The 25,979-nt window shown below is 71.2% G+C and carries 20 protein-coding genes; 7 read left to right on the top strand and 13 right to left on the bottom strand.

What is annotated here, in order from left to right:
• Positions 1-431 precede the first annotated feature (431 nt).
• The 3 genes from ACFYZL_RS23285 to thyX all read right to left on the bottom strand — a co-directional run bounded on the left by ACFYZL_RS23285 (position 432) and on the right by thyX (position 4,073).
• Entirely contained in the window at positions 432-2,117 is a 1,686-nt protein-coding gene (locus tag ACFYZL_RS23285) for a ribonuclease J (RefSeq protein WP_384748860.1), read from the bottom strand.
• A 115-nt stretch (positions 2,118-2,232) separates the two neighbouring features.
• Complete coding sequence (gene dapA, locus ACFYZL_RS23280; RefSeq protein ID WP_384748862.1) at positions 2,233-3,132, bottom strand: 4-hydroxy-tetrahydrodipicolinate synthase; 900 nt, start codon at positions 3,130-3,132, stop codon at positions 2,233-2,235.
• A 200-nt stretch (positions 3,133-3,332) separates the two neighbouring features.
• Positions 3,333-4,073 carry an FAD-dependent thymidylate synthase gene (thyX, locus tag ACFYZL_RS23275; RefSeq protein WP_384748865.1) on the bottom strand — a complete coding sequence of 247 codons (741 nt, stop codon included), beginning with the start codon at positions 4,071-4,073 and terminating at the stop codon, positions 3,333-3,335.
• 221 nt (positions 4,074-4,294) lie between these two features.
• On the opposite strand from thyX, the gene ACFYZL_RS23270 reads away from it, so the two are divergent.
• Positions 4,295-4,534 carry a hypothetical protein gene (locus tag ACFYZL_RS23270; protein ID WP_329378611.1) on the top strand — a complete coding sequence of 80 codons (240 nt, stop codon included), beginning with the start codon at positions 4,295-4,297 and terminating at the stop codon, positions 4,532-4,534.
• Between the two features lie 48 nt (positions 4,535-4,582).
• Positions 4,583-5,140 carry a PH domain-containing protein gene (locus ACFYZL_RS23265; protein WP_384748868.1) on the top strand — a complete coding sequence of 186 codons (558 nt, stop codon included), beginning with the start codon at positions 4,583-4,585 and terminating at the stop codon, positions 5,138-5,140.
• A 78-nt stretch (positions 5,141-5,218) separates the two neighbouring features.
• Here the strand turns inward: ACFYZL_RS23265 and ACFYZL_RS23260 are convergent, their stop codons facing one another.
• The 6 genes from ACFYZL_RS23260 to eccD form a co-directional block, all read right to left on the bottom strand.
• Positions 5,219-5,671: a hypothetical protein gene (locus tag ACFYZL_RS23260; RefSeq protein WP_384748871.1), complete on the bottom strand. Its 453-nt coding sequence runs from the start codon at positions 5,669-5,671 to the stop codon at positions 5,219-5,221.
• Between the two features lie 16 nt (positions 5,672-5,687).
• Complete coding sequence (gene dapB / locus ACFYZL_RS23255) at positions 5,688-6,440, bottom strand: 4-hydroxy-tetrahydrodipicolinate reductase (RefSeq protein WP_384748874.1); 753 nt, start codon at positions 6,438-6,440, stop codon at positions 5,688-5,690.
• Between the two features lie 26 nt (positions 6,441-6,466).
• On the bottom strand, positions 6,467-7,846 hold the full coding sequence (locus ACFYZL_RS23250) for a M16 family metallopeptidase (protein ID WP_384748877.1): 1,380 nt from the start codon (positions 7,844-7,846) through the stop codon (positions 6,467-6,469).
• Positions 7,843-10,065 carry a polyribonucleotide nucleotidyltransferase gene (locus ACFYZL_RS23245; protein ID WP_384748914.1) on the bottom strand — a complete coding sequence of 741 codons (2,223 nt, stop codon included), beginning with the start codon at positions 10,063-10,065 and terminating at the stop codon, positions 7,843-7,845. Before ACFYZL_RS23245 ends, ACFYZL_RS23250 begins: the two co-directional genes overlap by 4 nt.
• A gap of 304 nt (positions 10,066-10,369) precedes the next feature.
• Positions 10,370-10,657, bottom strand: coding sequence for a 30S ribosomal protein S15 (gene rpsO, locus ACFYZL_RS23240; protein WP_030227598.1), 288 nt, complete (start codon positions 10,655-10,657; stop codon positions 10,370-10,372).
• 184 nt (positions 10,658-10,841) lie between these two features.
• Positions 10,842-12,356, bottom strand: a complete 1,515-nt coding sequence (gene eccD / locus ACFYZL_RS23235; RefSeq protein ID WP_384748880.1) for a type VII secretion integral membrane protein EccD — start codon at positions 12,354-12,356, stop codon at positions 10,842-10,844.
• 365 nt (positions 12,357-12,721) lie between these two features.
• On the opposite strand from eccD, the gene eccCa reads away from it, so the two are divergent.
• Together eccCa and ACFYZL_RS23225 are read left to right on the top strand one after the other, a co-directional pair.
• A complete protein-coding gene (gene eccCa, locus ACFYZL_RS23230; protein ID WP_384748882.1) occupies positions 12,722-16,672 on the top strand; it encodes a type VII secretion protein EccCa in 3,951 nt (1,316 codons plus the stop codon).
• Between the two features lie 89 nt (positions 16,673-16,761).
• Complete coding sequence (locus ACFYZL_RS23225) at positions 16,762-17,007, top strand: DUF397 domain-containing protein (RefSeq protein ID WP_384586890.1); 246 nt, start codon at positions 16,762-16,764, stop codon at positions 17,005-17,007.
• 63 nt (positions 17,008-17,070) lie between these two features.
• On the opposite strand, the gene ACFYZL_RS23220 is transcribed toward ACFYZL_RS23225, so the two are convergent.
• The 4 genes from ACFYZL_RS23220 to eccB form a co-directional block, all read right to left on the bottom strand.
• Positions 17,071-17,379, bottom strand: a complete 309-nt coding sequence (locus ACFYZL_RS23220) for a WXG100 family type VII secretion target (protein WP_384586892.1) — start codon at positions 17,377-17,379, stop codon at positions 17,071-17,073.
• Between the two features lie 47 nt (positions 17,380-17,426).
• Positions 17,427-17,765, bottom strand: a complete 339-nt coding sequence (locus ACFYZL_RS23215) for a WXG100 family type VII secretion target (RefSeq protein ID WP_384748886.1) — start codon at positions 17,763-17,765, stop codon at positions 17,427-17,429.
• 214 nt (positions 17,766-17,979) lie between these two features.
• The gene (gene mycP, locus ACFYZL_RS23210) at positions 17,980-19,248 is read right to left on the bottom strand and encodes a type VII secretion-associated serine protease mycosin (RefSeq protein ID WP_384748889.1); all 1,269 of its coding nucleotides are present in this window, start codon (positions 19,246-19,248) and stop codon (positions 17,980-17,982) included.
• A gap of 11 nt (positions 19,249-19,259) precedes the next feature.
• The gene (gene eccB, locus ACFYZL_RS23205) at positions 19,260-20,849 is read right to left on the bottom strand and encodes a type VII secretion protein EccB (RefSeq protein WP_384748891.1); all 1,590 of its coding nucleotides are present in this window, start codon (positions 20,847-20,849) and stop codon (positions 19,260-19,262) included.
• Between the two features lie 300 nt (positions 20,850-21,149).
• Between eccB and eccE the strand changes: the two genes are divergently transcribed.
• From eccE to ACFYZL_RS23190, 3 genes are all read left to right on the top strand, one after another.
• Complete coding sequence (gene eccE / locus ACFYZL_RS23200; protein ID WP_384748893.1) at positions 21,150-22,424, top strand: type VII secretion protein EccE; 1,275 nt, start codon at positions 21,150-21,152, stop codon at positions 22,422-22,424.
• Positions 22,421-23,119: a hypothetical protein gene (locus ACFYZL_RS23195; RefSeq protein ID WP_384748896.1), complete on the top strand. Its 699-nt coding sequence runs from the start codon at positions 22,421-22,423 to the stop codon at positions 23,117-23,119. The genes eccE and ACFYZL_RS23195 overlap by 4 nt, the downstream gene beginning before the upstream one ends.
• Positions 23,120-23,308: 189 nt before the next feature.
• Positions 23,309-25,957, top strand: coding sequence for an SCO5717 family growth-regulating ATPase (locus ACFYZL_RS23190; protein WP_388681344.1), 2,649 nt, complete (start codon positions 23,309-23,311; stop codon positions 25,955-25,957).
• Positions 25,958-25,979: the final 22 nt, after the last annotated feature.

Raw genomic sequence — 25,979 nt, 5'->3', positions numbered from 1 at the left:
TGGCACGCTGTTGAGTTCTCAAGGAACGGACGCTTCCTTTGTACTCACCCTCTCGGGCTTTCCTCCGGGCTTCTGTTCTGCTGTCTTGCGTTTCCGACTCTATCAGACTCTTTTGTGTCCGACTTCCTCGGTGCTTTCCAGGTTCTTCGCTTTCACGCTTTCCCTTTCCGGCGGTTCCGACTCTATCAGACTCTTTTCCGTGTCGTTTCCGACTGGATTGGAATTCCGATGGCCTTCGGAGGGCCTTTCCCTTTCGGGTGGATCAGACTTTATCAGGTCTCCCTGGTCTTGATTCCCACCCGCCCGCACGACGCGACCGGACACACATGTGTGCCCGGTTGTCTCGCGGGGTGGAGACGTAAACGTACTGGAGCGGGGCCCCCGGATGCAAATCCGGTTGCCCCGCTCCGGTGACGTCGCTACGGCGAGGGTCAGACCTCGACGACGACGGGGAGGATCATCGGGCGGCGGCGGTAGCTGTCCGAGACCCACTTGCCCATCGTGCGGCGGATGAGCTGCTGGATCTGGTGCGGCTCGGCCACTCCGTCGGAGGCCGCGCGGGCGATGGCCTCTTCGATCTTGGTGACCACCGGGGCGAAGGCGGAGTCCTCGATACCGGAGCCGCGGGCCTGGATGTTCGGGCCGCTCACGACCTTGCCCGTGGTGCTGTCCACCACGACGTAGACCGAGATGATGCCCTCGTCGCCGAGGATCTTGCGGTCCTTGAGGTGGACCTCCGTGACGTCGCCGACCGAGAGGCCGTCCACGTACACGTAGCCGGCCTGGACCTTGCCGGAGATCCGGGCCTTGCCGTCGATCAGGTCGACGACCACGCCGTCCTCGGCGATGACGATGCGGTCCTTCGGGACACCCGTCATGGCACCGAGCTCGGCGTTGGCGCGCAGGTGGCGCCATTCGCCGTGGACCGGCATCAGGTTCCGCGGCTTGCAGATGTTGTAGAAGTACAGCAGCTCGCCGGCGGAGGCGTGGCCCGAGACGTGGACCTTGGCGTTGCCCTTGTGGACGACGTTGGCGCCCCAGCGGGTCAGGCCGTTGATCACGCGGTAGACCGCGTTCTCGTTGCCCGGGATCAGGGACGACGCGAGGATGACCGTGTCACCCGGGACGATGCGGATCTGGTGGTCCCGGTTCGCCATGCGGGACAGGGCCGCCATCGGCTCGCCCTGGGAACCCGTGCAGACCAGGACGACCTCGTGGGCCGGCAGGTCGTCGAGGGTCTTCACGTCCACGACGAGACCGGCGGGGACCCGCAGGTAACCGAGGTCGCGGGCGATGCCCATGTTGCGGACCATCGAACGGCCGACGAACGCGACCCGGCGGCCGTACTCGTGAGCGGCGTCGAGGATCTGCTGGATGCGGTGCACGTGGCTGGCGAAGCTGGCCACGATGATCCGGTTGTGGGCGTTCGCGAAGACGTTCCGCAGGACGTTGGAGATCTCGCGCTCGGGCGGTACGAAGCCCGGGACCTCGGCGTTCGTCGAGTCGGAGAGGAGGAGGTCGATGCCCTCCTCGCTCAGACGCGCGAAGGCGTGCAGGTCGGTGAGGCGCCTGTCCAGCGGGAGCTGGTCCATCTTGAAGTCGCCGGTGGCGACGACCATGCCCGCGGGCGTGCGGATCGCGACGGCCAGGGCGTCCGGGATGGAGTGGTTGACCGCGATGAACTCGCAGTCGAAGGGGCCGAGGGCCTCGCGCTCGCCTTCCTTCACCTCGAGGGTGTAGGGGCGGATGCGGTGCTCCTGGAGCTTCGCCTCGATGAGGGCCAGCGTCAGCTTGGAGCCGATCAGCGGGATGTCCGGCTTCTCGCGGAGGAGGTACGGGACGGCGCCGATGTGGTCTTCGTGACCGTGCGTGAGGACGATGCCCTCGATGTCGTCGAGGCGATCCCGGATGGACGTGAAGTCCGGAAGGATCAGGTCGATGCCGGGCTGCTCCTCCTCGGGGAAGAGCACGCCGCAGTCGACGATCAGCAGGCGGCCGTCGAACTCGAAGACGGTCATGTTCCGGCCGATCTCACCGAGACCGCCCAGGGGGGTGACCCGGAGGCCGCCCTTGGGGAGCTTCGGCGGCGGGCCCAGTTCAGGGTGCGGATGGCTCAAAAGTTTCTCCTTCACCACACACGCCACGTACCCCTTAAGGCACGTGGCGCGCATGTCATTCGTGCACTTGCTGTTGTGTGTTTTGGTCTTGCCTATTCAGTTGTGAAGTCTGTTGTCAGAGCTGTACCCCGCCCGCGGCAAGATCGATCTTGAGCTGAGCAGTCTCTTCGTCGGTCAGCCCGATCAGCGGGAGTCGCAGCGGGCCGGCGGGCAGGCCCTGCAGGGCCAGTGCGGCCTTCGTGGTCATCACGCCCTGGGTGCGGAACATGCCGGTGAAGATCGGGAGCAGCTTCTGGTGGATCTCGGCGGCCTTCTGGACGTCCCCGCCCAGGTGGGCCTCCAGCATGGCGCGCAGGTCGGGGCTGACCACGTGGCCGACCACGGAGACGAAGCCGACCGCACCCACCGACAGGAGGGGCAGGTTCAGCATGTCGTCGCCCGAGTACCAGGCCAGGCCGCTCCGCGCGATGGCCCAGCTCGCCTTGCCGAGGTCGCCCTTGGCGTCCTTGTTGGCCACGATACGGGGGTGCTCGGCCAGTCGGACGAGGGTTTCCGTCTCGATCGGGACACCGCTGCGGCCGGGGATGTCGTAGAGCATGACCGGCAGCTCGGTGGCGTCGGCGATCGCCGTGAAGTGCCGGAAGAGGCCCTCCTGCGGCGGCTTGCTGTAGTACGGGGTGACGGCGAGCAGGCCGTGGGCGCCCGTGCGCTCGGCCTGGCGGGCCAGTTCCAGGGTGTGGCGGGTGTCGTTGGTGCCGATGCCGGCGACCACGTGGGCGCGGTCTCCGACGGCTTCGAGGACGGCTCGTACGAGGTCGTTTTTCTCCGCGTCGGTGGTGGTCGGCGACTCACCGGTGGTGCCGTTGATGATCAGGCCGTCGTTGCCTGCGTCCACCAAGTGGACGGCGAGCTGCTGCGCGCCGTCGAGGTCGAGGTCGCCATTCGCCGTAAACGGCGTGATCATGGCGGTGAGGACCCGCCCGAAGGGGGTCTGCGGAGTCGAGATCGGAGCCATGGGTAACACGCTACTCGCTGCCACGCTCGCGGTGTCCCCTCGGGGGACGTCAACAGGGTGTTGGAGCCCGGCACTGCCTGCTCGGGGGTTCAGGCAGTGCCGGATCCGTTTGATCAGCCTAGATGAACTTTCCGAAACGTCGCAATACGGACACTTCGGACTTGCCGCAGCACATCTGTGCGTGCGGCTCGAAGCAGACCTTACGGGGCAACCCGGCCGTTGTCGTTGAAGGCCGCGTACGTGAGCGGCATGAGCTTCGCCCAGTGCCGCTCCATCTTCTCGCCGACCATCTCGATCTCCCTCTGCGGGAAGGACGGCACCGTGGCCAGCTCGTGCTGGGTGCGCAGGCCGAGGAAGTGCATCAGCGAGCGGGCGTTGCAGGTGGCGTACATCGACGAGAAGAGACCCACCGGCAGGACCGAACGGGCCACCTCGCGGGCGACACCGGCGGCCAGCATCTCCCGGTACGCCTCGTAGGCATGGACGTACGAGTCCTCCATGACCCGGGCGGTCAGCTCCTGCTGCGCCTCGGTGCCCTCGACGAAGACGTACCTGCCCGGGCGACCCTCCTGGACGAGCTTGCGCTCGGAGTCCGGGACGTAGAAGACGGGCTCCAGCTCCCTGTAGCGGCCCGATTCCTCGTTGTAGGACCAGCCCACCCGGTGACGCATGAACTCTCGGAAGACGAAGATCGGGGCGCTGATGAAGAAGGTCATCGAGTTGTGCTCGAAGGGGCTGCCGTGGCGGTCGCGCATCAGGTAGTTGACGAGGCCCTTGGAGCGCTCCGGGTCCTTCTGCAGCTCGTCGAGGGACTGTTCGCCGGCGGTGGAGACCCGGGCGGCCCACAGCACGTCGGAGTCGGCGGCGGAGTGCTTCACCAGCTCCACCGTCACATCGCTGCGGAAGCTGGGTTTCAGGTCTGAAGCGGGGGTCTCGCTCACCGGGGTCCTTCCGAACGCGCATTCCTGGGGCGCGCCCAACTCTATGTCGGAGCCCGTCGACGCCCGCGCAAGCGCGGACGCGGGCCGGACACCCGGACAGCTGACGCGGCGACACCAAATCCGGTGAATGTCCCGAAATCCGGCACCGATTGACCGGCTCGTACGTCTATCCAGGAGAACCCGCAGAACGCCCGCCACCCACTGTCGAGGAGATGCCCCTGATGTTTCGCCGGCGCGAACCCGTCCCGTTCGCCTTCGTCGCCGAGGCCGACCGTTTCCGCAGCAACGTCACTCCGCCGCCGCGCGAGAGTCTGAGCAAGAGCCAGTTGGCCGCCCGTAGTCTGGTCGGTCTGACCGTGGTGGCGGGGCTCGTCGGCTCGCTGCTCTTCGGCATGCCGGCACTCCAGCCGAGCAAGGCTCCCGAGAAGTCGCAGCAGTCGGAGGCGTCCGAAGGGCGGTAGCCTCACGGGCACAGCCCAACCGAACGTGCATGTGAGTGAGGTCCAGCCGTGCCCCTGCCCTTCCTGACGGCCGACGGCGTGTCCGATGCGGACGACGACGACGCGGTACTGGCCCATGTCGACCACGACCGCTGGCGGCGGCCCTACCGGCCGGGCCCCTGGCGGGTGGCCATCTCCGCCGTGCTGCTCCTGCTGTCCGCCTTCATGCTGCTGGCCACGATGATCGTCGCCTTCGCCGGCGCGTGGGCCGGGGCGGGCGTGTGCCTGCTCGCCGCCCTCTCGGTGGTCGGTTCGGCGCTGCGGATGCTTCAGGTGGGCGTGTGGGTGAGCCGTGCGGGGCTGCGCCGGGTGGGGTTCCTCGGGAGCCGCACCCTCGCGTGGAGCGAGATCGTCGAGCTGCGTACGGTGCAGCAGCCCGTGCGCTGGCTCGGGCTGCCGAGGACCGTGCAGGGGCAGGCCCTGACGGCGACCGTGCGCGACGGTGCGGAGCCGCCGGCGCTGCTGACCGACCACAGCGCCGATTTCCTGTCGCGCTCCGAGGCCTTCGACCGGGCCGCCGACACGGTCGGGGCCTGGGCCGAGGAGTACCGGCCCGTGGCCGCGTGACCTCGGAGGCGTCGTAGGCCTCGTTGGCCGCGCCTCGTTGGCCGCGTGTTTCGAACTCGGACGGGAAGCCCGTACAGGTCAGACCTGTACGGGCTTCTTGTCGTGCAGGGCGATGGCGCGCTGCATCGCCGTGCGGGCGCGCGGGGTGTCGCGGGCGTCGCGGTAGGCGACGGCGAGCCGGAACCAGTTGCGCCAGTCCCCCGGCTCGTCCTCGGTCTCGGCCTTGCGGCGTGCGAAGACCTCGTCGGCGGAATCACGCAGGATCCGGCCGTACTGGTCCCGTTCGAGTTCGTCGACGGGCAGGCCGCCCTCGGCCTCCAGCTCGATCGCGAGCTGGTTGGCCTTGGTGACGAACTGCGTGTTCTTCCAGAGGAACCAGACGCCGATGACCGGCAGGATCAACACGGCCGCCCCGAGGGTGACGGTGATCCAGGTGCCGTGCCGGATCAGCATCAGGCCCCGGCTGCCGGCCAGGACGAAGTAGACGACCAGAACGGCGGCCGTGAGGAAGTACGTGATCTTCGCGCGCATCGTGAAATCAGTCCGGTCAGCCCAGGTCGAGGAAGTTTTCCAGGCCGAAGGTGAGGCCCGGGGTCTGCGTCACGCGGCGCGCGCCGAGCAGGATGCCCGGCATGAAGCTGCTGTGGTGCAGGGAGTCGTGACGGATGGTCAGGGTCTCGCCCTCGCTGCCGAGGAGCACCTCCTGGTGGGCCAGCAGGCCCCGCAGGCGGACGGCGTGCACCGGTACCCCGTCGACGTCCGCGCCGCGCGCGCCGTCGAGGGCGGTGGCGGTGGCGTCGGGCTGGGCGCCGAGGCCGGCCTCGGCGCGGGCGGCCGCGATGAGCTGCGCCGTACGGGTCGCGGTGCCGGAGGGGGCGTCGACCTTGTTCGGGTGGTGCAGCTCGACGACCTCGACGGATTCGAAGTAGCGGGCGGCCTGGGCGGCGAACTTCATGGTGAGGACGGCACCGATGGAGAAGTTCGGGGCGATGAGCACACCGGTCGCCGGGGAGCCGGCGAGCCAGGTGTTCAGCTGGGCGAGACGGTCCTCGGTCCAGCCGGTGGTGCCCACCACCGCGTGGATGCCGTGGCGGACGAGGAAGTCCAGGTTCCCCATGACCGAGGCCGGGGTGGTCAGCTCGACGGCGACCTGGGCGCCGGCGTCCGCCAGCGTCTCCAGCTTGTCGCCGCGGCCGAGGGCGGCCACCAGCTCCATGTCGTCGGCGGCCTCGACCGCCTTGACCGCTTCGGAGCCGATCCGGCCCTGAGCCCCGAGGACCGCCACGCGCAGCTTGCTCATATTGCTTCCCTTGCATCCGTACGAAACTAGGCGACCGCTTCGTCGAGGCGCGCCGCCTGCTTCTCCTTCAGGGGGCCGATCACCGCGAGCGAGGGCCGCTGGGCCAGTACATCCTGTGCGACCGAACGGACGTCGTCCGGGGTCACCGCGGCGATGCGGGCCAGCATGTCGTCGACCGACATCTGGTCGCCCCAGCACAGCTCGCTCTTGCCGATGCGGTTCATGATCGCGCCGGTGTCCTCCAGGCCGAGGACGGTCGAGCCCGAGAGCTGCCCTATCGCCCGCTTGATCTCGTCGTCGGCGAGGCCCTCGGAGGCCACCTTGTCGAGCTCGTCGCGGCAGATCCGCAGTACGTCGTGGACCTGGTTGGGGCGGCAGCCCGCGTACACGCCGAAGAGGCCCGTGTCGGCGAAGCCCGAGGTGTACGAGTACACGCTGTAGGCCAGGCCGCGCTTCTCCCGCACCTCCTGGAAGAGGCGGGAGGACATGCCGCCGCCGAGTGCCGTGTTCAGCACGCCGAGCGCCCAGCGGCGCTCGTCGGTGCGGGCGAGACCCGGCATGCCGAGGACCACGTGGGCCTGCTCGGTCTTGCGGCCGACCAGGTCGACGCGGCCCGCGGTGCGGATGCGCTTGGTGCCGCCGCGCGGGCCGATCGGCTCGGCGTCGGTGTGCTTCAGCGCGCCGGCCTGCTCGAAGGCCGCGCGGACCTGACGCACGACCTTGTTGTGGTCGACGTTGCCGGCCGCGGCGACCACCAGGTGGCGGGGGTCGTAGTGCTTCTTGTAGAAGCGGCGGATCCGGTCGGCGCCGAGGGCGTTGATCGTGTCGACGGTGCCGAGCACGGGGCGGCCCAGGGGGGTGTCCCCGTACATGGTGTGCGCGAACAGGTCGTGCACGCAGTCGCCCGGGTCGTCCTCGGTCATCGCGATCTCTTCGAGGATCACGCCGCGCTCGGCGTCGACGTCCTCCTCGCGGATCAGCGAGCCGGTGAGCATGTCGCAGACGACGTCGATCGCCAGCGGCAGGTCGGTGTCGAGCACCCGTGCGTAGTAGCAGGTGTACTCCTTCGCCGTGAAGGCGTTCATCTCGCCGCCGACCGCGTCGATCGCGGAGGAGATGTCGAGGGCGCTGCGTCGTCGCGTGCCCTTGAAGAGGAGGTGCTCCAGGTAGTGCGTGCTGCCGGCCAGCGACGGGGTCTCGTCGCGGGAGCCCACGTGGGCCCAGATGCCGAAGGTGGCGGAGCGGACCGAGGGCAGCGTCTCGGTGACGACGCGCAGGCCGCCGGGGAGGACGGTGCGTCGGACGGTGCCGATGCCGTTGCTGCCCTTGAGGAGGGTTTGGGTACGGGCGACGGCCCGCCCCTCCGAAGAGGGGCGGGCCGTCACACGGGAACTACGCGACATCACTTGTCGGAGTCGTCCTTGTCGGCCTCGTCGCCGGCGGCCTCGCCGTCGATCACGGGGATCAGGGAGAGCTTGCCGCGCTGGTCGATCTCGGCGATCTCCACCTGGACCTTGGTGCCGACCGCGAGCACGTCCTCGACGTTCTCCACGCGCTTGCCACCGGCGAGCTTGCGGATCTGCGAGATGTGCAGCAGGCCGTCCTTGCCCGGGAGCAGGGACACGAACGCACCGAAGGTGGTGGTCTTGACGACCGTACCCAGGTAGCGCTCGCCGACCTCCGGCATGGTCGGGTTGGCGATGCCGTTGATCGTGGCGCGGGCGGCCTCGGCGGCCGGGCCGTCGGCGGCACCGATGTAGATGGTGCCGTCGTCCTCGATCGTGATCTCGGCGCCGGTGTCCTCCTGGATCTGGTTGATCATCTTGCCCTTGGGGCCGATGACCTCACCGATCTTGTCCACCGGGATCTTGACGGTGATGATCCGCGGGGCGTTCGGGGACATCTCGTCCGGCGTGTCGATCGCTTCCATCATCACGTCGAGGATGTGGAGGCGGGCGTCGCGGGCCTGCTTGAGGGCCGCGGCCAGGACGGAGGCCGGGATGCCGTCCAGCTTGGTGTCGAGCTGGAGGGCGGTGACGAACTCCTTGGTGCCGGCGACCTTGAAGTCCATGTCGCCGAAGGCGTCCTCCGCACCGAGGATGTCGGTGAGGGCGACGTAGTGGGTCTTGCCGTCGATCTCCTGGGAGATCAGGCCCATGGCGATACCGGCGACGGGGGCCTTGAGCGGCACACCGGCGTTCAGCAGCGACATGGTGGAGGCGCAGACCGAGCCCATGGACGTCGAACCGTTGGAGCCGAGGGCCTCGGACACCTGGCGGATCGCGTAGGGGAACTCCTCGCGGGTCGGCAGGACCGGCACGATCGCGCGCTCGGCGAGCGCGCCGTGGCCGATCTCGCGGCGCTTCGGCGAACCGACGCGGCCGGTCTCGCCGACGGAGTACGGCGGGAAGTTGTAGTTGTGCATGTAGCGCTTGCGGGTCACCGGGGAGAGGGTGTCCAGCTGCTGCTCCATGCGGAGCATGTTGAGGGTGGTGACGCCCAGGATCTGGGTCTCGCCACGCTCGAACAGCGCCGAGCCGTGCACGCGCGGGATGGCCTCGACCTCGGCGGCGAGGGTACGGATGTCCGTGATCCCGCGGCCGTCGATGCGGACCTTGTCCTTGATGACGCGCTCGCGCACCAGGGCCTTGGTCAGGCTGCGGTAGGCGGCGGAGATCTCCTTCTCGCGACCCTCGAAGGCCGGGAGGAGCTTCTCGGCGGCGATCTCCTTGACGCGGTCCAGCTCGGCCTCGCGGTCCTGCTTGCCCGCGATGGTCAGCGCCTGGGAGAGCTCGCCCTTGACGGCGGCCGCGAGGGCCTCGTACACGTCGTCCTGGTAGTCCAGGAAGACCGGGAACTCGCCCTCGGGCTTGGCGGCCTTGGCGGCCAGGTCGGCCTGGGCCTTGCAGAGGACCTTGATGAACGGCTTCGCGGCCTCGAGGCCCGCGGCGACGATCTCCTCGGTCGGCGCCTCGGCGCCGCCCTTGACGAGGGCGATGGTCTGCTCGGTGGCCTCGGCCTCGACCATCATGATCGCGACGTCGCCGTCCTCGAGGGTGCGACCGGCGACGACCATGTCGAAGACGGCGTCCTCGAGCTCGGTGTGCGTCGGGAAGGCAACCCACTGGCCGCGGATCAGCGCGACGCGGACGCCGCCGATCGGGCCGGAGAAGGGCAGGCCGGCCAGCTGCGTGGACGCGGACGCGGCGTTGATCGCGATGACGTCGTACAGGTGGTCGGGGTTGAGCGCCATGACCGTGGCGACGACCTGGATCTCGTTGCGCAGGCCCTTCTTGAAGGAGGGGCGCAGCGGGCGGTCGATCAGGCGACAGGTGAGGATCGCGTCCTCGGAGGGGCGGCCCTCACGGCGGAAGAACGAGCCGGGGATCTTGCCGGCCGCGTACTGGCGCTCCTCGACGTCCACCGTCAGGGGGAAGAAGTCGAGCTGGTCCTTGGGCTTCTTCGACGCGGTGGTCGCGGAAAGCACCATCGTGTCGTCGTCCAGGTAGGCAACGGCGGAGCCGGCGGCCTGGCGGGCCAGACGGCCCGTCTCGAAGCGGATGGTGCGGGTGCCGAAGGAACCGTTGTCGATCACGGCTTCGGCGTAGTGGGTCTCGTTCTCCACTAGCGTTTTCTCCATTTTCGTCGTCTCCGTCCGCCGCCCGTGTGGCGGTGGACGGTTGCGGAGAAGCGCGCCTGGCCTGAGGCCGGTCTTCGATCGAAGCACCCGGGTCCGGCGCCCGTGCGGGCATTCCGGGTGCCACTACCGAGGACCGGCGGCGTAGGGAGGGCGCTCCTCCTCTTCAGTTGTGCGCGTCTTCGTCAGGCGCGCACGGCGTCCGTTCCAGACTACAAAGGGTCCGGTCCGGTGCGCACGTACAGCAAAGGGAGCGGCCCCCGGAAGTGGGAACCGCTCCCTCCACGACGCTTTACTTGGCGCCGGCCGCACCGCGGCGGATGCCGAGGCGCTCGACCAGCGTACGGAAGCGCTGGATGTCCTTCTTGGCCAGGTACTGCAGCAGGCGGCGACGCTGGCCGACCAGGATCAGCAGACCACGACGGGAGTGGTGGTCGTGCTTGTGGGCCTTGAGGTGCTCGGTCAGGTCCGAGATGCGGCGGGACAGCATGGCGACCTGGACCTCGGGGGAGCCGGTGTCGCCCTCCTTGGCACCAAACTCTGCGATGATCTGCTTCTTCGTAGCGGCGTCGAGCGGCACGCGTACTCCTCGTATGGGTCTTCGTAGCCACCGAGTGCCCCAGGTCTGAATCTCTGGGGAGCTTCCGTAACTCGGGAGGCGGGGCTCGCTGAGCGCAGTCCACAGACCCTCTCGTCGAGGAATCCGGGGGACGCGTACACAAACGGCCGTCACACAGCGTACCAGGCTGCCGGGTCGCGACGTCTCAGCTGGTGAGAGAGCGGGCCCGGGAGTAGACGTCCAGCACGGCCAGGGCCAGGGGGACCAGGCTGAGCAGGACCGCCGCCTCGGTGAGGTCGAGCAGCCTTCCCCAGAAGGGTGACAGGCCCTTGCGGGGGATGACAAGCGCAATTCCCGCGAGGAGGGCCGCGCCGCCCGCGACCGCGGCGGTCAGCCAGATCGTACGGATGGCCATGCCGCTGTGGTCCTGCTTGGCCAGGGCTTCGAGGAGCTCGACCGGCGGGTGCAGGGCCAGGCCCAGGATCAGCAGCGCGATGGCGATCAGGCCGGCGGCCAGGGCGCAGACCACCTGCGAGGTGTAGCGGAAGAGCCGGGCGCGCAGCAGCATGGCGAGGCCGGTGGCGAGTGCCAGCAGGCGGCCCCAGGTGTTGTCGGAGAAACCGAGGACGGCGGCGGAGCCGACGGCGACCGCGGCGCAGCCGGCGACGAGACCGAGCAGCATCTCGTGGCCGCGGCGGGCTTGGGCGGCGATGGCCTCGGCGTCGAGCGGGGCGCCCTGGTCGGAGCCGTCGGCGGCGGACTGGTCACCGTACGGCTCGGTGTCGTAGCGGTCCGGGGTCCCCGCGTAGTCGACGTACTCGTCGGTGGCGCTCTGCGGCGCGGCGTAGCCGATGGGCAGCCGGGCGACGCGGGCGGAGAGGCTGGGCAGGAAGGCGACGAGGCCGATGGCGACGGGGGCGCAGGCGGCCGCGGTGTAGGTGGCGGAGGCCTCGGTGGCGATGGCGGCGAAGGTGGCGAGGGTGCCGGTGGCGGCCACGAAGGTGGCCGCGACGAAGGGGGCGTCCCCGCTGGGGGTGAGCGCGACGAGGGCGACCGAGGCGACGAGGACGCAGACGCAGCCGAGGAGGAACTGGAGGCGGCCGGGTCCCTCACCGGCGGCGGGGGCGATGATCCCGGAGCCGGCGATCAGCAGGAGCGGGAGGGAGCTGAGGCCGAGCGCGACGGCGGAGCCCCGGTCGCGGTAGACGCGTGCGCGGACCCCGGCCAGGGCGGTGAGCAGGAGGCCGACGGCGCCGGCGATGATGCCGGGCAGTCCGTGCATGTCGTGGCGGATCGGGTCGGCGTACCAGAGGACGAAGCCCAGCATCACGAGGAGCACGCCGGCACCGGCCAGGCCCGCGCCGCGCAGCATGTCGTCGCTCCAGCGGTGCCGGTCGCGCACGACGGCGGAGGCGACGGCGTCGGAGACGTCGTCGAAGACGGCCGGCGGCAGGGACTCGGCGAAGGGGCGCAGGCTGAGCACCTCGCCGTCGAGGACCTGCTGGGCGGCGAGGGTCCGCGCGCCGTCGAGGACGGTGCCGGAGCGTCGCACGAGGTGGAAGCCGGTGGGGGCGCCCACGGGCTGGGTCTGACCGGTGAGGCGCAGCAGTTCGGGGTAGACGTCGGCGACGGCGATGTCCTCGGGGAGGGCGACGTCGATGCGGCTGTCCGGGGCCACGACGGTGACCCTGCAGAAGCCCGTCGTTGCGGCCGTACTCACCTGTGTGACCCCCGTTGTCGGTGCCCGCGTCGGCGGACGATTCGCGGATGCGTATGCCGGGCCCCGTACGGGCGGTCTCCGCGGGTCGGCCCGCGGCCGCCGGCGCGGTCCGTCGCGCGGCGGGGCGTCGCAGCTCGTACTCGTACGGTACGTGCGCGACGGGACGACGCAGCGAGGTGCCCGTGCCGGGCGTCGCGGGCCGACCCGCGGGGATCGCCCGGACAGGGCCCAGGCGGGCCACCCTACCGGGCATATGGCGGACTGTCGGCAAGTAGGATCACGGTCGCGCGGAGGAGACCCCCTCCACGCCCGGGACTTGGGGGCGCCGGTTGCGGCGTCCCGTCCGTTTTCGAGGGGATGCTCCGGTGAGCCAGATCGTCGTCAAACGCCCGCCGCGGTCCCTGCCGCCCGAAGTCCCGTCGGACGAGCTGAGGCTGGAGGCCCCTCCGGAACTCCCGCGCGGTCAGCAAGAGGGCATGCTGATGCAGGTCCTGCCGATGCTGGGCATGGGCTCGTCGGTCGTGTTCTTCTTCATGACCCCGAATCCGATCATGCGGATCATGGGCACGCTGATGCTGGTGTCCACCCTGGGCATGATCGTCGCCCAGTTGGTGCGCTACCGGCGCGGTACGCAGGGGCAAATGGCCGATGTGCGCCGGGACTACCTGAAGTACCTCGCGCAGACCCGCCGTCAGGTGCGTCGCACCGCGCGGACCCAGCGTGACGCGCAGTTGTACCTGCACCCGGCTCCCGAGCAGCTGTGGTCGGTGGTGGCGGAGGGCTCCCGGCTGTGGGAACGGCGGGTCGGGGACGCGGACTTCGGGCAGGCCCGGCTCGGACTCGGCGCGCAGCGGCTGGCGACGCCGCTGGTGGCGCCGGACACCGCCCCGGTGGACGAGCTGGAGCCGTTGACGGCGGGCGCGATGCAGCGCTTCCTGAAGGTGCACTCCTCGCTGGACGGGCTGCCGGTGGCGGTCTCGATCCGGGCCTTCTACCACGTGACGGTGTCCGGTGAGCCGGAGTCGGCGCGCGGTACGGCGCGGGCGCTGGTGGCGCAGCTGGCGACGTTGCACTCCCCCGAGGACCTGGTGGTGGCCGTGGTGGCGTCCCCGGGTGCGGTGCCGGCGTGGGACTGGACGAAGTGGCTGCCGCACACGCAGGTGCCGGGTCAGGTCGACGGGGCCGGTACGAAGCGGTTGTTCGGCGACGACCTCGCCGAGTTGGAGGGGTTGCTGGGGTCCCGGCTGGAGGGGCGGCCGCGGTTCAGCCGCGAGGTGTCCCCGGTGCTGGACCAGCCGCACCTGGTGGTGGTGCTGGACGGCGGGATGGTGCCGCCGGATTCGGTGTTCGCCGCGGCCGAGGGCCTTCAGGGCGTGACCATCGTCGAGGTGGTCCCCGGCGATCTGGACGAGTTGCGCGGCGGGCTGTCGGTCGTGGTGCGGCCGGGCCGGCTGCGACTGGAATCGGGCGGCGGGGTCGCCTACGAAGGCGTCCCGGACACCCTGTCGCTGCCGGCTGCGGAGGCCCTGGCCCGGCAGCTCGCGCCGATGCGCACCGGTGGCGGGGACGAGGACGAGCCGCTGTTGGCGAACCTGGACTTCACCGACCTGCTGAACCTGGGCGACGCCGCCTCCGTCGACGTGGCGCGGACCTGGCGGCCGCGGTCGGCCGGTGAACGGCTGCGCGTGCCGATCGGTGTCGGCGAGGACGGCGCCCCGGTCATGCTGGACCTGAAGGAGGCGGCGCAGGAGGGCATGGGCCCGCACGGCCTGTGCGTGGGCGCCACCGGTTCCGGCAAGTCGGAGCTGCTGCGCACGCTGGTGCTGGGTCTGGCCGTCACGCACACCTCGGAGACGCTGAACTTCGTACTGGCCGACTTCAAGGGTGGTGCGACCTTCACGGGCATGGGGCAGATGCCGCACGTGGCGGCGGTCATCACCAACCTGGCGGACGACCTCACGCTCGTGGACCGCATGGGCGACTCGATCCGCGGTGAGCTGCAGCGCCGGCAGGAACTGCTGCGCGCGGCGGGCAACTACGCGAACATCCACGACTACGAGAAGGCCCGTGCGGCCGGCGCGCCGCTGGAGCCGTTGGCCTCGCTGGTGCTGGTGATCGACGAGTTCAGCGAGCTGCTGACGGCGAAGCCCGACTTCATCGACATGTTCATCCAGATCGGCCGCATCGGCCGTTCGCTGGGCGTGCACCTGCTGCTGGCCTCGCAGCGGCTGGAGGAGGGCAAGCTGCGCGGCCTGGACACGTACCTGTCGTACCGGATCGGTCTGCGGACCTTCTCGGCGGCGGAGTCGCGGACCGCGATCGGTGTGCCGGACGCCTACCACCTGCCGTCGGTGCCCGGTTCGGGCTACCTGAAGTTCGGTACGGACGAGATGACGCGTTTCAAGGCGGCGTACGTCTCGGGCACCTATCGTTCGGGCGGGCCGGACCTGTCGGTGGGCCTGTTCCCGGTGGAGCGGCGGCCCGCGCTGTTCACGGCGGCTCCGGTGCCGGTGGTGTACGCGGCCCCGGACCCGGCGTACCTGGCGGCGCAGTCCTCGCGGGAGGACGACGCCCTCGCGGACACGGTGCTGGACGTGATCGTGGGCCGGCTGGAGGGTCAGGGCGTGCCGGCGCACCAGGTGTGGCTGCCGCCGCTCGACCAGGCGCCGCCGCTGGACCAGCTGCTGCCGGCGCTCGCGCCGAGCGCGGAGCGCGGGCTGCACGCGGACGGGTACACGCGCCCGGGCGGGCTGGTCGTCCCGCTGGGCCTCATCGACAAGCCGTTCGAGCAGCGGCGCGAGGTGCTGTACCGGGACTTCTCGGGTGCGGCGGGCCACATGATGGTGGTCGGCGGTCCGCAGTCGGGCAAGTCGACGCTGATGCGGACGCTGATCTCCTCGTTCGCGCTCACGCACACCCCGCGCGAAGTGCAGTTCTACGGACTGGACTTCGGTGGTGGCAGCCTGTCGGCGGTCGCCGAGCTGCCGCACGTGGGTGGGATCGCCTCGCGTCTGGATCCGGAGCGGGTGCGGCGCACGGTCTCGGAGGTGGCGGGCATCCTCAACCGCCGCGAGGAGTTCTTCCGCTCCAACAACATCGACTCGATCACCACCTACCGGCGTCGGCGCGCGGCGGGTGACCTGCCGGGCGAGGCGTGGGGCGACGTCTTCCTCGTCATCGACGGCTGGGGCAACTTCCGGGGCGAGTACGAGGGCCTGGAGCAGGTCGTCAACGACATCGCGGCTCGTGGTCTGGGCTACGGCATCCACGTGGTGATCACCGCGGCGCGGTACATGGAGGTGCGGGCCGCGCTCAAGGACCAGATGCTGAGCCGGCTGGAGCTGCGGCTCGGCGACGTCATGGACTCCGAGTTCGACCGGAAGGTCGCGGCGAACGTCCCCGCGGGGATGCCGGGCCGCGGTCAGGTGGCGGAGAAGCTGCACTTCCTGGGTGCGCTGCCGCGGATCGACGGCTCGCACGACGCGGGCGACCTGTCGGAGGCCACCGCGGCCTTCGTGGAGGCCGTCAAGCAGAACTGGACGGGGCCCGCGGCTCCCGGCGTACGGCTGCTGCCGCGGCTGCTCCACGCCGACCAGCTGCCCAAGGGCGGGGAGCACCCGGGCCGCGGGATCGCGATCGGCATCGACGAGACCGATCTGGAGCCGGTGTTCGTCGACTTCGAGTCCGACCCCTTCCTGCTGGTGTTCGGTGAGAGCGAGTCGGGCAAGACGAACCTGCTGCGGCTCATCGCGCGGCAGATCGCCGAGCGCTACACCCCCGACCAGGCCCGTCTGGTCGTGGGCGACTACCGGCGGGGCCTGCTGGGGGCGCTGCCGGAGGAGCATCTGCTGGAGTACGCGCCGATGGCGAGCTCCCTGCAGATGCACATGGAGGCGCTGGGCGGGGTGTTCTCGCGCCGGCAGCCGCCGACCGACGTCACTCCGCAGCAGTTGCGGGACCGCAGCTGGTGGACGGGTCCGGACGTCTTCATCATCATCGACGACTTCGATCTGGTGGCCACGAGCCAGGGCAATCCGCTGGCGCCGCTGGTGGAGTTCCTGCCCTTCGCCCGGGACACGGGCGTGCGCTTCGTCATCGCGCGCAACTCGGCGGGTGCCTCGCGCTCCCTGTACGACCCGTTCATGCAGCGGATCAAGGAGCTCGGCGCGCAGGGCGTCCTGCTGTCCGGCGACCCGTCCGAGGGCGACCTGGTCGGCAACGTCCGGCCGCGTCCGATGCCTCCGGGCCGGGCCTTCTACGCCTCGCGCCGGCGGGGCACGTCGCTGGTGCAGCTCGGGCGGATGCCGGGCATGTGAGCCGGTGATGTGGGGAAACCCGTCCCCTCGGGCGGCGCAGCGCCGATAATCGGCGGTGAAGACCGCGCCACCGAGGGGAAAGGCCGCACATGGGCACCCAGCAGGAGAAGGACGAGCTGTACGCGCTCGACATCAGCGGCGTGGAGTGGGAGGGCCCGCCCGGGACCAGCCCGGACGAGGAGCGGGTCGAGATCGCCCGGTTGCCCGAGGGCGCGGTGGCCATGCGGTCCTCGCTGGACCGGGAGACGGTGCTGCGGTACACGGCGGCCGAGTGGGAGGCCTTCGTACTGGGCGCCCGGGACGGCGAGTTCGACCTGGACCGCCATCACCCCTGAGCGGCCGCGGACATGCGGAAGGGGCGCACCCCGGGCGGGCGCGCCCCTTCTCGCACACCTGGCTCAGAAGGCCTCGGTGAACAGGCGCGAGGCCTTGACGTCGGTGGCGCGGTAGTCGTCCTTGCCGCGCTCGATGGTCTGGGCGACCTGCTCGAGCTGGTTCTTCATGTGCTCGGCCTGGCCCTTGTACTTGGCCTGGAGCTGGACGTAGGCGGCGTGGGCCTCACCGTCCCAGGTGTCCGTGACGACCTTGAGCGCCTGGTCCATAGCGGCCAGGTCGTCGACGATCTTCTTCGAGACCGTGCGGATGCGGTTGGCCATCTGCTGGACGGACTCGTATGTGACCTTGGTGTGGCCGTCAGTGGCAGCCATGTTCTTCTCCTTAGCGCTGAGCGGGGCTTACCGGAATACGACGTGCGTCAGATCGAGTTGAGGCCCGAGGTGTTGCCGCCCGCGTTGGACTGGACGGCGTTGAAGGCCGCTCGCACGTCGTCGTCCTGGGCGTTGCTCAGGTTCTTGGTCTGGGCGACCGCGTTGTGCAGCACGCCGAGCAGCCGACGGATCTGGTCGTGGTCCTCGTTCACCACCGTCTGGGCGTTGACGAACCCCTGGGCACCCACACCGGTCCAGCCCGCGCTCACGGTGGCGAGGATGTCGGCCAGCTCACGGGCCTGGGTGGTGACGGCATCGGCCGTTTCGGAGATCTTGTTCTTGGCCTGGACGATGGGATCGTCTGCAAGTCCGAAATTGTTGCTCATCCGAAGCTCCTCACTTCTCAATTCGCCGGCAGGAACGGCGGATTACGTGGCGGAGCGGACACTTCCGGCGCGGATTTCGGCCACACGCTCTGGAGATCCCCCTCCGCTTCACGAGAATCCCCCGATCACAGTCGTGAAGCCTGTTGTCACTCTAGTCAGTTCGGCTGCCCTGCCCAACACCAGCGGTCCGCTTCTGTTGATGAACCGTGACCGTTCACTGCAAACGGCGTCTGCGGTTCCTTGTGTCCCGTGCGACGGTCGCGGTGCCCGCGATGACGGCGATGAGGACGGCGCCGATGCCGAGAGCGTACGTGCCCAGGCGCTCCTGGCGCTCCTGCGGCGTCTCGGCCGGCGGCAGCTCGGCCGCCTCCGGGGCGGCGGCGGGCGGTGGTCCGGGGTCGGGGACGGGGGCCTTGGGCGGCTCTCGGTCCTGGGTGAGGGCGCGCACCGGGTCGACGACGCCCCAACCGACATAGTCGTCACGTCCCTTGACGGAACGTTCGGCGGTGTTCTGGATCTGCCAGACGATCTGCTGCACGCTCCAGTCCTCGTGCTTGGCGCGCAGCAGGGCCGCGACCCCGGCGACGTACGGGGCGGAGAAGCTGGTGCCGTTGTCGATGCACTGGCCGAAGCCGGGGACGGTGGAGACCATGTCGACGCCGGGGGCCGCGACGCCGATGAAGTCGCCGGGCTGGGAGAAGGCGGAGCGCTCGTTGTTGCGGTCGGAGGCGCCGACGGCGAGCACGTCGGGGAAGGCGGCCGGGTAGGTCTTGCGCTTCTCGCCGCTCATGCCGTCGTTGCCGGCGGAGGCCACGACGACGACCTTGGCGTCGATGGCCCGCTTGACCGCCTTGCCGAGCTCGGAGTCGGGGGGCATCGGGACGTCGGTGTCCTGCGAGATGTTGATGACCTGGGCGCCCTTGGCCACGGCGTGGTCGATGGCCTGGCTCAGGGACAGGGCGTCGCCCTTGCCCTGACCGTCGTTCTGCCGGATCGGGATGATCGTGGCCTCCGGGGCCAGGCCGACGAAACCGGTGCCCTCCTGCTTGCGGGCCGCGATCAGTCCGGCGACCTTGGTGCCGTGGCCGACGGTGTCGGTGGTGCCGTTGCCCTTCGGGTCGAGGAAGTCCTTGCCGGCGCCGGCGTCGACGGCGTCGGCGAGTTGCGGGTTCGCCTTGTCCACTCCGGTGTCGATGACGGCGACCCGGACGCTGTTGCCTTTCTTGTCCTTGCCCTTGGTCTGCGCCCAGAGCTCGTCGAGGAGCAGGCGCTGCAGGGCCCAGGGGCGGTCGGCGATCTGCTTCTTCATGGGGAAGGTGCACTCGCCGGATCCGTCGAGGCGGAAGGCGTACGGAGGGTGGGGCGCGGCCGCGGCCGGCGTGGCGCAGGCGCCGAGGAGGACGAGGGAGGCGGTGAGGAGTCGCGCGCGGCGGTCACGGATGTGACGGCGACTGCGGCTGCGGGGCTGGGGCTTCGGCGGCATCGACGGTCTCCTCACGAACCCTGCGGCTGGCGGGCGGAGTTGGTGTCCAGGCGCGGCCCCTTGGAGAGGAACTCCGACCATGCGATGGGCACCAGGGACGGGGTCACGCTCCCGTAGCCGAGCCGGATCTGTGCCTGGCTGGCCTCGGGGCGGACGTCCGTGGAGCCCTTCGCCTGCGGGTCGGCGGCGCCGATCTTCGACGTCTCGCTGTCGCTGTCGCCGTTGGCCTGCACGGCGTAGCGCAGGCCGGTGTCGGTGACGAGGAAGAGGGTGCCGCCCGCGGTGGTCTGCTTGCCCTGGACCTGGGTGTAGAGCAGTCCGGAGCCGGGGGTGACGTAGGAGCTGGTGCCGCTGGCCGTGATGTCGACGGGGAACGCGGTGCCCGCCCACGTGCTCAGGGTCTGGGCGCCCTGGGCGTCGACGGAGTGCAGGACGTTGCAGACGGTGTCGCGGCCGCCGTGGGCGGAGCCCGCCGGCTGGCCGCCCGCGGCCTGGGCCGTGTCGTTGATCCGCTCGGACTTCTTCTGCGGCCACTTGGCGTCGTTCGAGAACCAGGTCGCCTCCGGGTGCAGCGTCTGCAGGTCGACCTCGCGGGCCTTGCCGTGCATGTTGAGGCCGTCGGTGGCGGGGGCCGAGATCAGCAGCCACGCGACGAACTCGGAGACCGGCGCGACCTTCCCCGGCAGCACCACGTAGTTCTGGGTGCCCGCGCCGGTCTGTGCCGTGAGCACCATGCCGACCTTGTTGTCGGCGGCGCCCAGGCCCTTGACGTCGGCGTTGGTCGCGGCCTTCGCGGGCAGCTGCGGGAAGGCCAGGTCGTCGCCGGAGTTGAGGGTGGCCAGCCACTGCTCGGTGACCTGCTGCGGGGTCGCACTGGTACCGACCAGGGCGTTGGTCATCGTCCCGGCGGCAGGAGTCCCCTCCGGGAACTTGTACTTCGTGCCCGAACCGTCGACGAGGTAGCGCTCCTTGCCCGCGCCGGTGCTCTGCACGTACAGCACCTGGGCGTCGGTGAGCTTGCGCTGGTCGTCCATGCGGGCGGCCTCGCGGTCGGCGAGGACGAAGGTCGCCGTCTGCACGCCCTTGCCGTTGCCGCCCGGCTGCTGGCAGACGGCCCACCGCTTGGCCTTGCCGGCGTCGTCCTTGGAGGGAAGCCGGTCGGGGGCGTAGGGGATGCCGATGATGGGTCCGCGCGGAACCTTGCCGCCGTCGAGGACGCTGTCGGCGACGGTGACGACCTTGCCGGACTTGGCCGGTTCGAGCAGGAGTCGGGCCGATGCGAGGTTCAGCACCGGGTGCAGCCTCTTCTGCTCCTTGCCGTCCACCTTCGTCGTCAGGACCACGTACCGCGTCGTCGACTCCTTGCCGACGATGACCTGGACCCCGGGAGCGTCCCACCCCTTGGGGGCGGTCGGCTTGAACATGCCCCACGCGCCGAAGCCCGCGATCACCAGCGCCCCCGTGATCAGCCCCGGCAGCACGGCGCGCAGCGGGCGCGGTGCGCCCTCCTCGGTTCCCGTGGCGGAAGGCTGGAGGAACGCGGCCACCGTGCGCCGCTTCGCAAAGGTGTACGCGTTGAGCTCATCACGTCGTGATGCCATGACCGCTTGCTTCTCCCCGCACGGCCCGGCCGGTGAGACTCCCCCAGCTACCGCTGGGCGGTGCCCCCGTCCCCGGGCCTCGATAGTCGGACCGGGCACCTACTATGCCTCTTGACGGACCGTATGCAGGGGCCGGGTAGGGTGAGGCAGCCGCTCGGCGCCTTCCGGACCGCAGCATTCAGGATCATCGGGGCATCAGGGCTCGTTGGGGTGGATTGGGGAGATTCCGGTGGTCGGGCGGCAGGTGCCGCGCAGGGCCGGAATTCATGGGGCCCGGCCCCGGAAAGGGGAGCTGCGCGAGTGATGGCCACCGCGACGCGGCCACGGACTGGCACGGACGCACCCGTACGGGGCGCAGTGGCGCCGCATCCGAAGTCGAGCCCCGGCCGCTTCGGCCCGTTCCGACTGCAACAGCTCGTACTCCTCCAGGCCGCCGCGGCCGCCCTGCTGGTGGCGTGGGTGGTGGATCCGGTGCTGCTGGTCCCCGCCGGTGTCCTCGCGCTCGCCCTGGTGGTGCTCGCGGTCGTACGCCGTCACCAGCGGTCCCTGCCGGAGTGGCTCGGCGGCGCCCTCGCGCTGCGCGCGCGCAAGCGGCGCTCCGCTTCCCTGGCGGTGCCCGCCGGTACCGAGCCCGGCCTGGCGCCGCTCGTCGAGGCGGATCCGGCGCTGCGGACGCTCGCCTTCGGCGACCGCGACCGGCGGCCCGTCGGGATGGTCGGCGACGGCACCTTCCTGACCGCGGTCGTCCAGGTGGACACGGACGCCACCGCGCTGCGGCCCGACCGGTCGGAGCGGCCGCTGCCGCTGGGACTCGTGCGGGACATCCTCGAAGTGGACGGCATCCGGCTGGAGTCCGCGCAGCTGGTGCAGCACACCCAGCCGGCCCCCGCCCCGCACCTGCCGGCCCAGTCGATGGCCACGCGCAACTACGCCCCGCTGCAGGCCCGTACCGGCACGCCGGCGGTGCGCCTGACGTGGATCGCCCTCAAACTCGATCCGGAGCTGTGCCCCGAGGCGGTCACCGCGCGCGGCGGTGGGCTGGCGGGCGCGCAGCGGTGCGTGGTGCGGGCGGCGGACCAGTTGGCGAGCCGGCTGACCGGCGCCGGGTTCAAGGCCACCGTGCTGACCGAGCAGGAGTTGACGGCGGCGCTGGCCACCTCCTCGTGCGCGAACCCGATGGCGATCACCCAGGCGGGCCGGTCCGCCAGTACGGGGCGGCGCACCGAGGAGACCCCGCGGACCTGGCGCTGCGACGACCGGCGGCACACGACGTACTGGATCGCGCGCTGGCCGCTGCTGGGCGGCTCGGGGGCGGCACTGCCGCAGTTCGTGGCGCTGCTGACCTCGCTGCCCGCGCTGGCGACCAACTTCAGCCTCACGATGTCCTCCGCCGAGCGACAGGGCGTCACCCTGACGGGACACGTTCGGGTGACGGGGCGCAGTGACGAGGAACTGGTGGCGGCGCGGCGCGAGTTGGAGCGGACGGCGCGCGGTGTGAAGGCCGGGCTCGTGCGTCTCGACCGGGAACAGGTGCCGGGGCTGTTGGCTTCGCTTCCGCTGGGAGGGGCCCGATGAGGGGTGGCTTCGGGCTGGTCGGCCCGCGCCGGGAGCGGCACGTGGTGTCGGCCTCGGATCTGGACGCGCTGGCGCTGCCGGTCGGGGACGACGGGGTCGTCATCGGCGTGGACGCCGAGGGCAGGCCGGCGGTGCTCGGCATCAACCGGCCGACGCCGTACGAGGTGACGCTGATCGGCGGTCTGTGGACGGCGCAGGTGCTGGCGCTGCGCGCGGCGGCCACGGGTGCGCGGGTCGCGGTGGAGACCGGGCGCGCGCAGGTGTGGTCCGGGTTGGCCCAGGCGGCGGGTGGCGGGCAGCAGTGCGTGACCCTGCACGAGGTGGGCCGGGTCCCGCCGCAGGGCGCGTCCGCGGGCAGCCCGGTGCTGGTGATCCGCGACTGCGGGATGCGGCCGCCGCGCGGGCGCGTGGTGGCCGGGCCCTGGCAGTCGGTGCTGACCCTGCTGCCGTATCTGAGCCCGACGGCGCCGCGACTGCTGCAGCAGTCCGCGCTGGTGGGCGTGCAGCGGGTGTCGCCGGACGAGGCGGAGCAGGTCGGGAGGCTGATGAACCTGTCACGGCGGGCGGTGGATTCGCTGCCGACGCTGGGTGACGGGGTGACGCTGTGGTGCACGCCACGGGACCGGCAGTTCGTCATGACCCAGGGGACGGAAGCGGAGACGGGCCTGCTGGGGACGGCCCGGCGCATCGACTGACGGTCGACTGACCATCGACCGGGCCCGGTTGGCCTTCGGCCGACCGGGGAGGGTGGCGCCCCGCCCCGCGCACGGGCGCGCGGGGCGGGGTAGACGGGGGCGGACACGGGCGGCGGGCCGCGATTAGGCTGGGCGCGGGCGCGCGTCGAGGTGGGCGCCGGACCAGTGTTCGACAGACCAGGAGGACCAGTGAGCGGCGATCGGAACGAGAGGCGCGGCGGGACGTGGGACGTCCCGACGGACGATCAGTCCGACGCGGAGCCCGAGATGACGGGCGAGTTCACCATCGACTACACCCCGCCCGCCTGGTACACGCAGGGCGCGAGCCCGGCCGCGGTGCCGGGGCTGCCCGAGGGCAGCGGCTTCGAGCCCCACCGCCCGTCGGAGCTCGACTCGCCCCGGACGATGCGGGTGGGCCCGCCGGCCCAGCGGCCGTCGCCGGACGGGACGGCCGGACCGTCGGCTGCTCCTGTCGGCACGCCTCCGGCGCCGGAGGCCCCCACCGCCCCGTCGGAGGCCCTCCCGCCCTACCCGGCCCCGGCCTTCCCCACGGGCGGCGCACCCGCCGCTGCCCCGGCGTTCCCCGCGGGCGGCGCACCCGCCGAAATCCCGGCCTTCCCCTCGAACCCGACCGGCGGCACGCCCGACGGGGCGCCCGCCTTCCCGTCCAACCCGACCGGCGGCGCACCCGTCGCGGCGCCCGCGTTCCCCCCGAACCCGACCGGCGGCATGCCCGACTCCGCGCCGCCGTACCCGGCGCCGGCGTTCCCCTCGAACCCCGTGGCCGGCGCGCCCGGGTCCGACATGACCCCGCCCCACCCGGCGCCGCCGTCCCCCCCGGTCTCCGGCGAACCCGGCCCGGACGCGGCCCCGCCCTACCCCGTACCGGCGTTCCCTTCGGCTCCCGTCGGCGGCGCGCCCGCGCTCGACGCGGTCCCGCCGTACCCGGCGCCCGCGTCGGCCCCGGTCGCCGACGCACCCGGACGGGACGCGGCCCCGGCCCTCCCCGCGCCGGCGCCGTCGTCGACCCCCGTCGGCGGTACGCCCGCGCTCGACGCCGCCCCCTCGTCCGGCCCCGGCGGGGACATGCCCGCCCCCGCCGCCCTGGCACTGCCTCCGGCGGTCGACGCCGGTGTCGCGCCGTTCACTCCCCCGGGCGAGCCGCTTCCGCCGTTCCCCGTTCCGGCGCCGGGCCTTCCGGCGGCTCCCGTCGGCGCTGCTCCCTCGCCCGACGCTCCCACCGCCCCGGCCGAGGCGCTCCCGCCGTTCCCGGCCCCGGCACCGGCGCTGCCGCCGGCGGGCGGCTTCGCGGTCTCGCCCGACGCGCCCACCGCGCCCACCGAAGCGCTCAGCGGGCGCCACGACACCCCGGCCGACGGGGTTCCCGTACTGTCGGCCGCTCCCGGGGACGGCCCGGCCGGTGAACTGCCGCCGCAGCCCCCCGCCTTCGGCGCCGAGGACGGTGGATATTCCTTCGCCCCGCCGCAGCCCCAGCCGCCTCAGGCACCGCAGCCCCAGCCCCAGGCTCAGCCCCAGGCCCCCGCACCGCAGCCGACCCCGCAGTACGACCCCCGCTCCGGCGGCCAGTGGCCCGCGCCGCAGCACCAGTTGCCGCCGCAGCCGCAGGACCCCCGCTACGCCTCCGGTCCGACCACCGGCGGGGCGCCGCTCGGCTACACCGCCGCCGTCGAGCTGTCGTCCGACCGGCTGCTGCGCAACAAGCAGAAGCCGAAGAGCAACAACAACGCCGCCGCCGGGGGCCGTTTCCGCTTCGGCGGCAAGGCGGCCGAAGCAGAGCGTCGGCGCAAGCTGGAGCTGATCCGCACCCCGGTGATGTCCTGCTACCGCATCGCCGTCATCAGCCTCAAGGGCGGCGTCGGCAAGACCACGACCACCACCGCCCTCGGCGCCACCCTCGCCACCGAGCGCCAGGACAAGATCCTGGCCATCGACGCGAACCCCGACGCCGGCACCCTCGGGCGCCGCGTCCGCCGCGAGACCGGCGCCACGATCCGGGACCTGGTCCAGGCGATCCCGTACCTGAACTCGTACATGGACATCCGCCGGTTCACCTCGCAGGCGCCCTCCGGTCTGGAGATCATCGCCAACGACGTCGACCCGGCCGTCTCGACGACCTTCAACGACGAGGACTACCGCCGCGTCATCGAGACGCTGGGCCGCCAGTACCCGATCATCCTGACCGACTCGGGCACCGGGCTCCTCTACTCCGCCATGCGCGGGGTCCTGGACCTGGCCGATCAGCTGATCATCATCTCGACCCCGTCGGTGGACGGCGCGAGCAGCGCCAGCACCACCCTCGACTGGCTCTCCGCCCACGGTTACGCCGATCTCGTCTCGCGCTCCATCACCGTCATCTCGGGGGTCCGGGAAACGGCCAAGATGATCAAGATCGAGGACATCGTCCAGCACTTCGAGACCCGCTGCCGCGGGGTCGTCGTGGTGCCGTTCGACGAGCACCTCGCGGCCGGCGCGGAAGTCGACCTCGACATGATGCGACCCAAGACGCGCGAGGCGTACTTCAACCTCTCCGCGCTCGTGGCGGAGGACTTCGTACGGGCCCAGCAGCAGACGGCCCACGGCCACTGGGGTGCCCAGCAGCCGCACCAGCCCCAGCCGCACCAGCAGCCCCCGTACGGCCGGCCTCAGGGCCAGCCCCAGTACCAGCAGCAGCCGCCGCAGCCGCAGCCCCAGCCGCCCTACGGCCGGCCCTACCCGCAGCCCGGCCAGCCCTGGCAGCAGCCCCCGGCGCCGCAGCAGCCGCACCCGCCGCAGAACCCCCAGCAGCAACAGCCCCCGCGCGACCCGCGCCTCGGCTGAGAACGACCGAGGGCCCGTACCA

Origin of the sequence: Streptomyces sp. NPDC001717, from assembly GCF_042892775.1 — a bacterium.
GTDB lineage: Bacteria > Actinomycetota > Actinomycetes > Streptomycetales > Streptomycetaceae > Streptomyces.
Note: the sequence above shows the minus strand (reverse complement) of the source record. Positions and strands in the feature narration are given on the sequence as shown.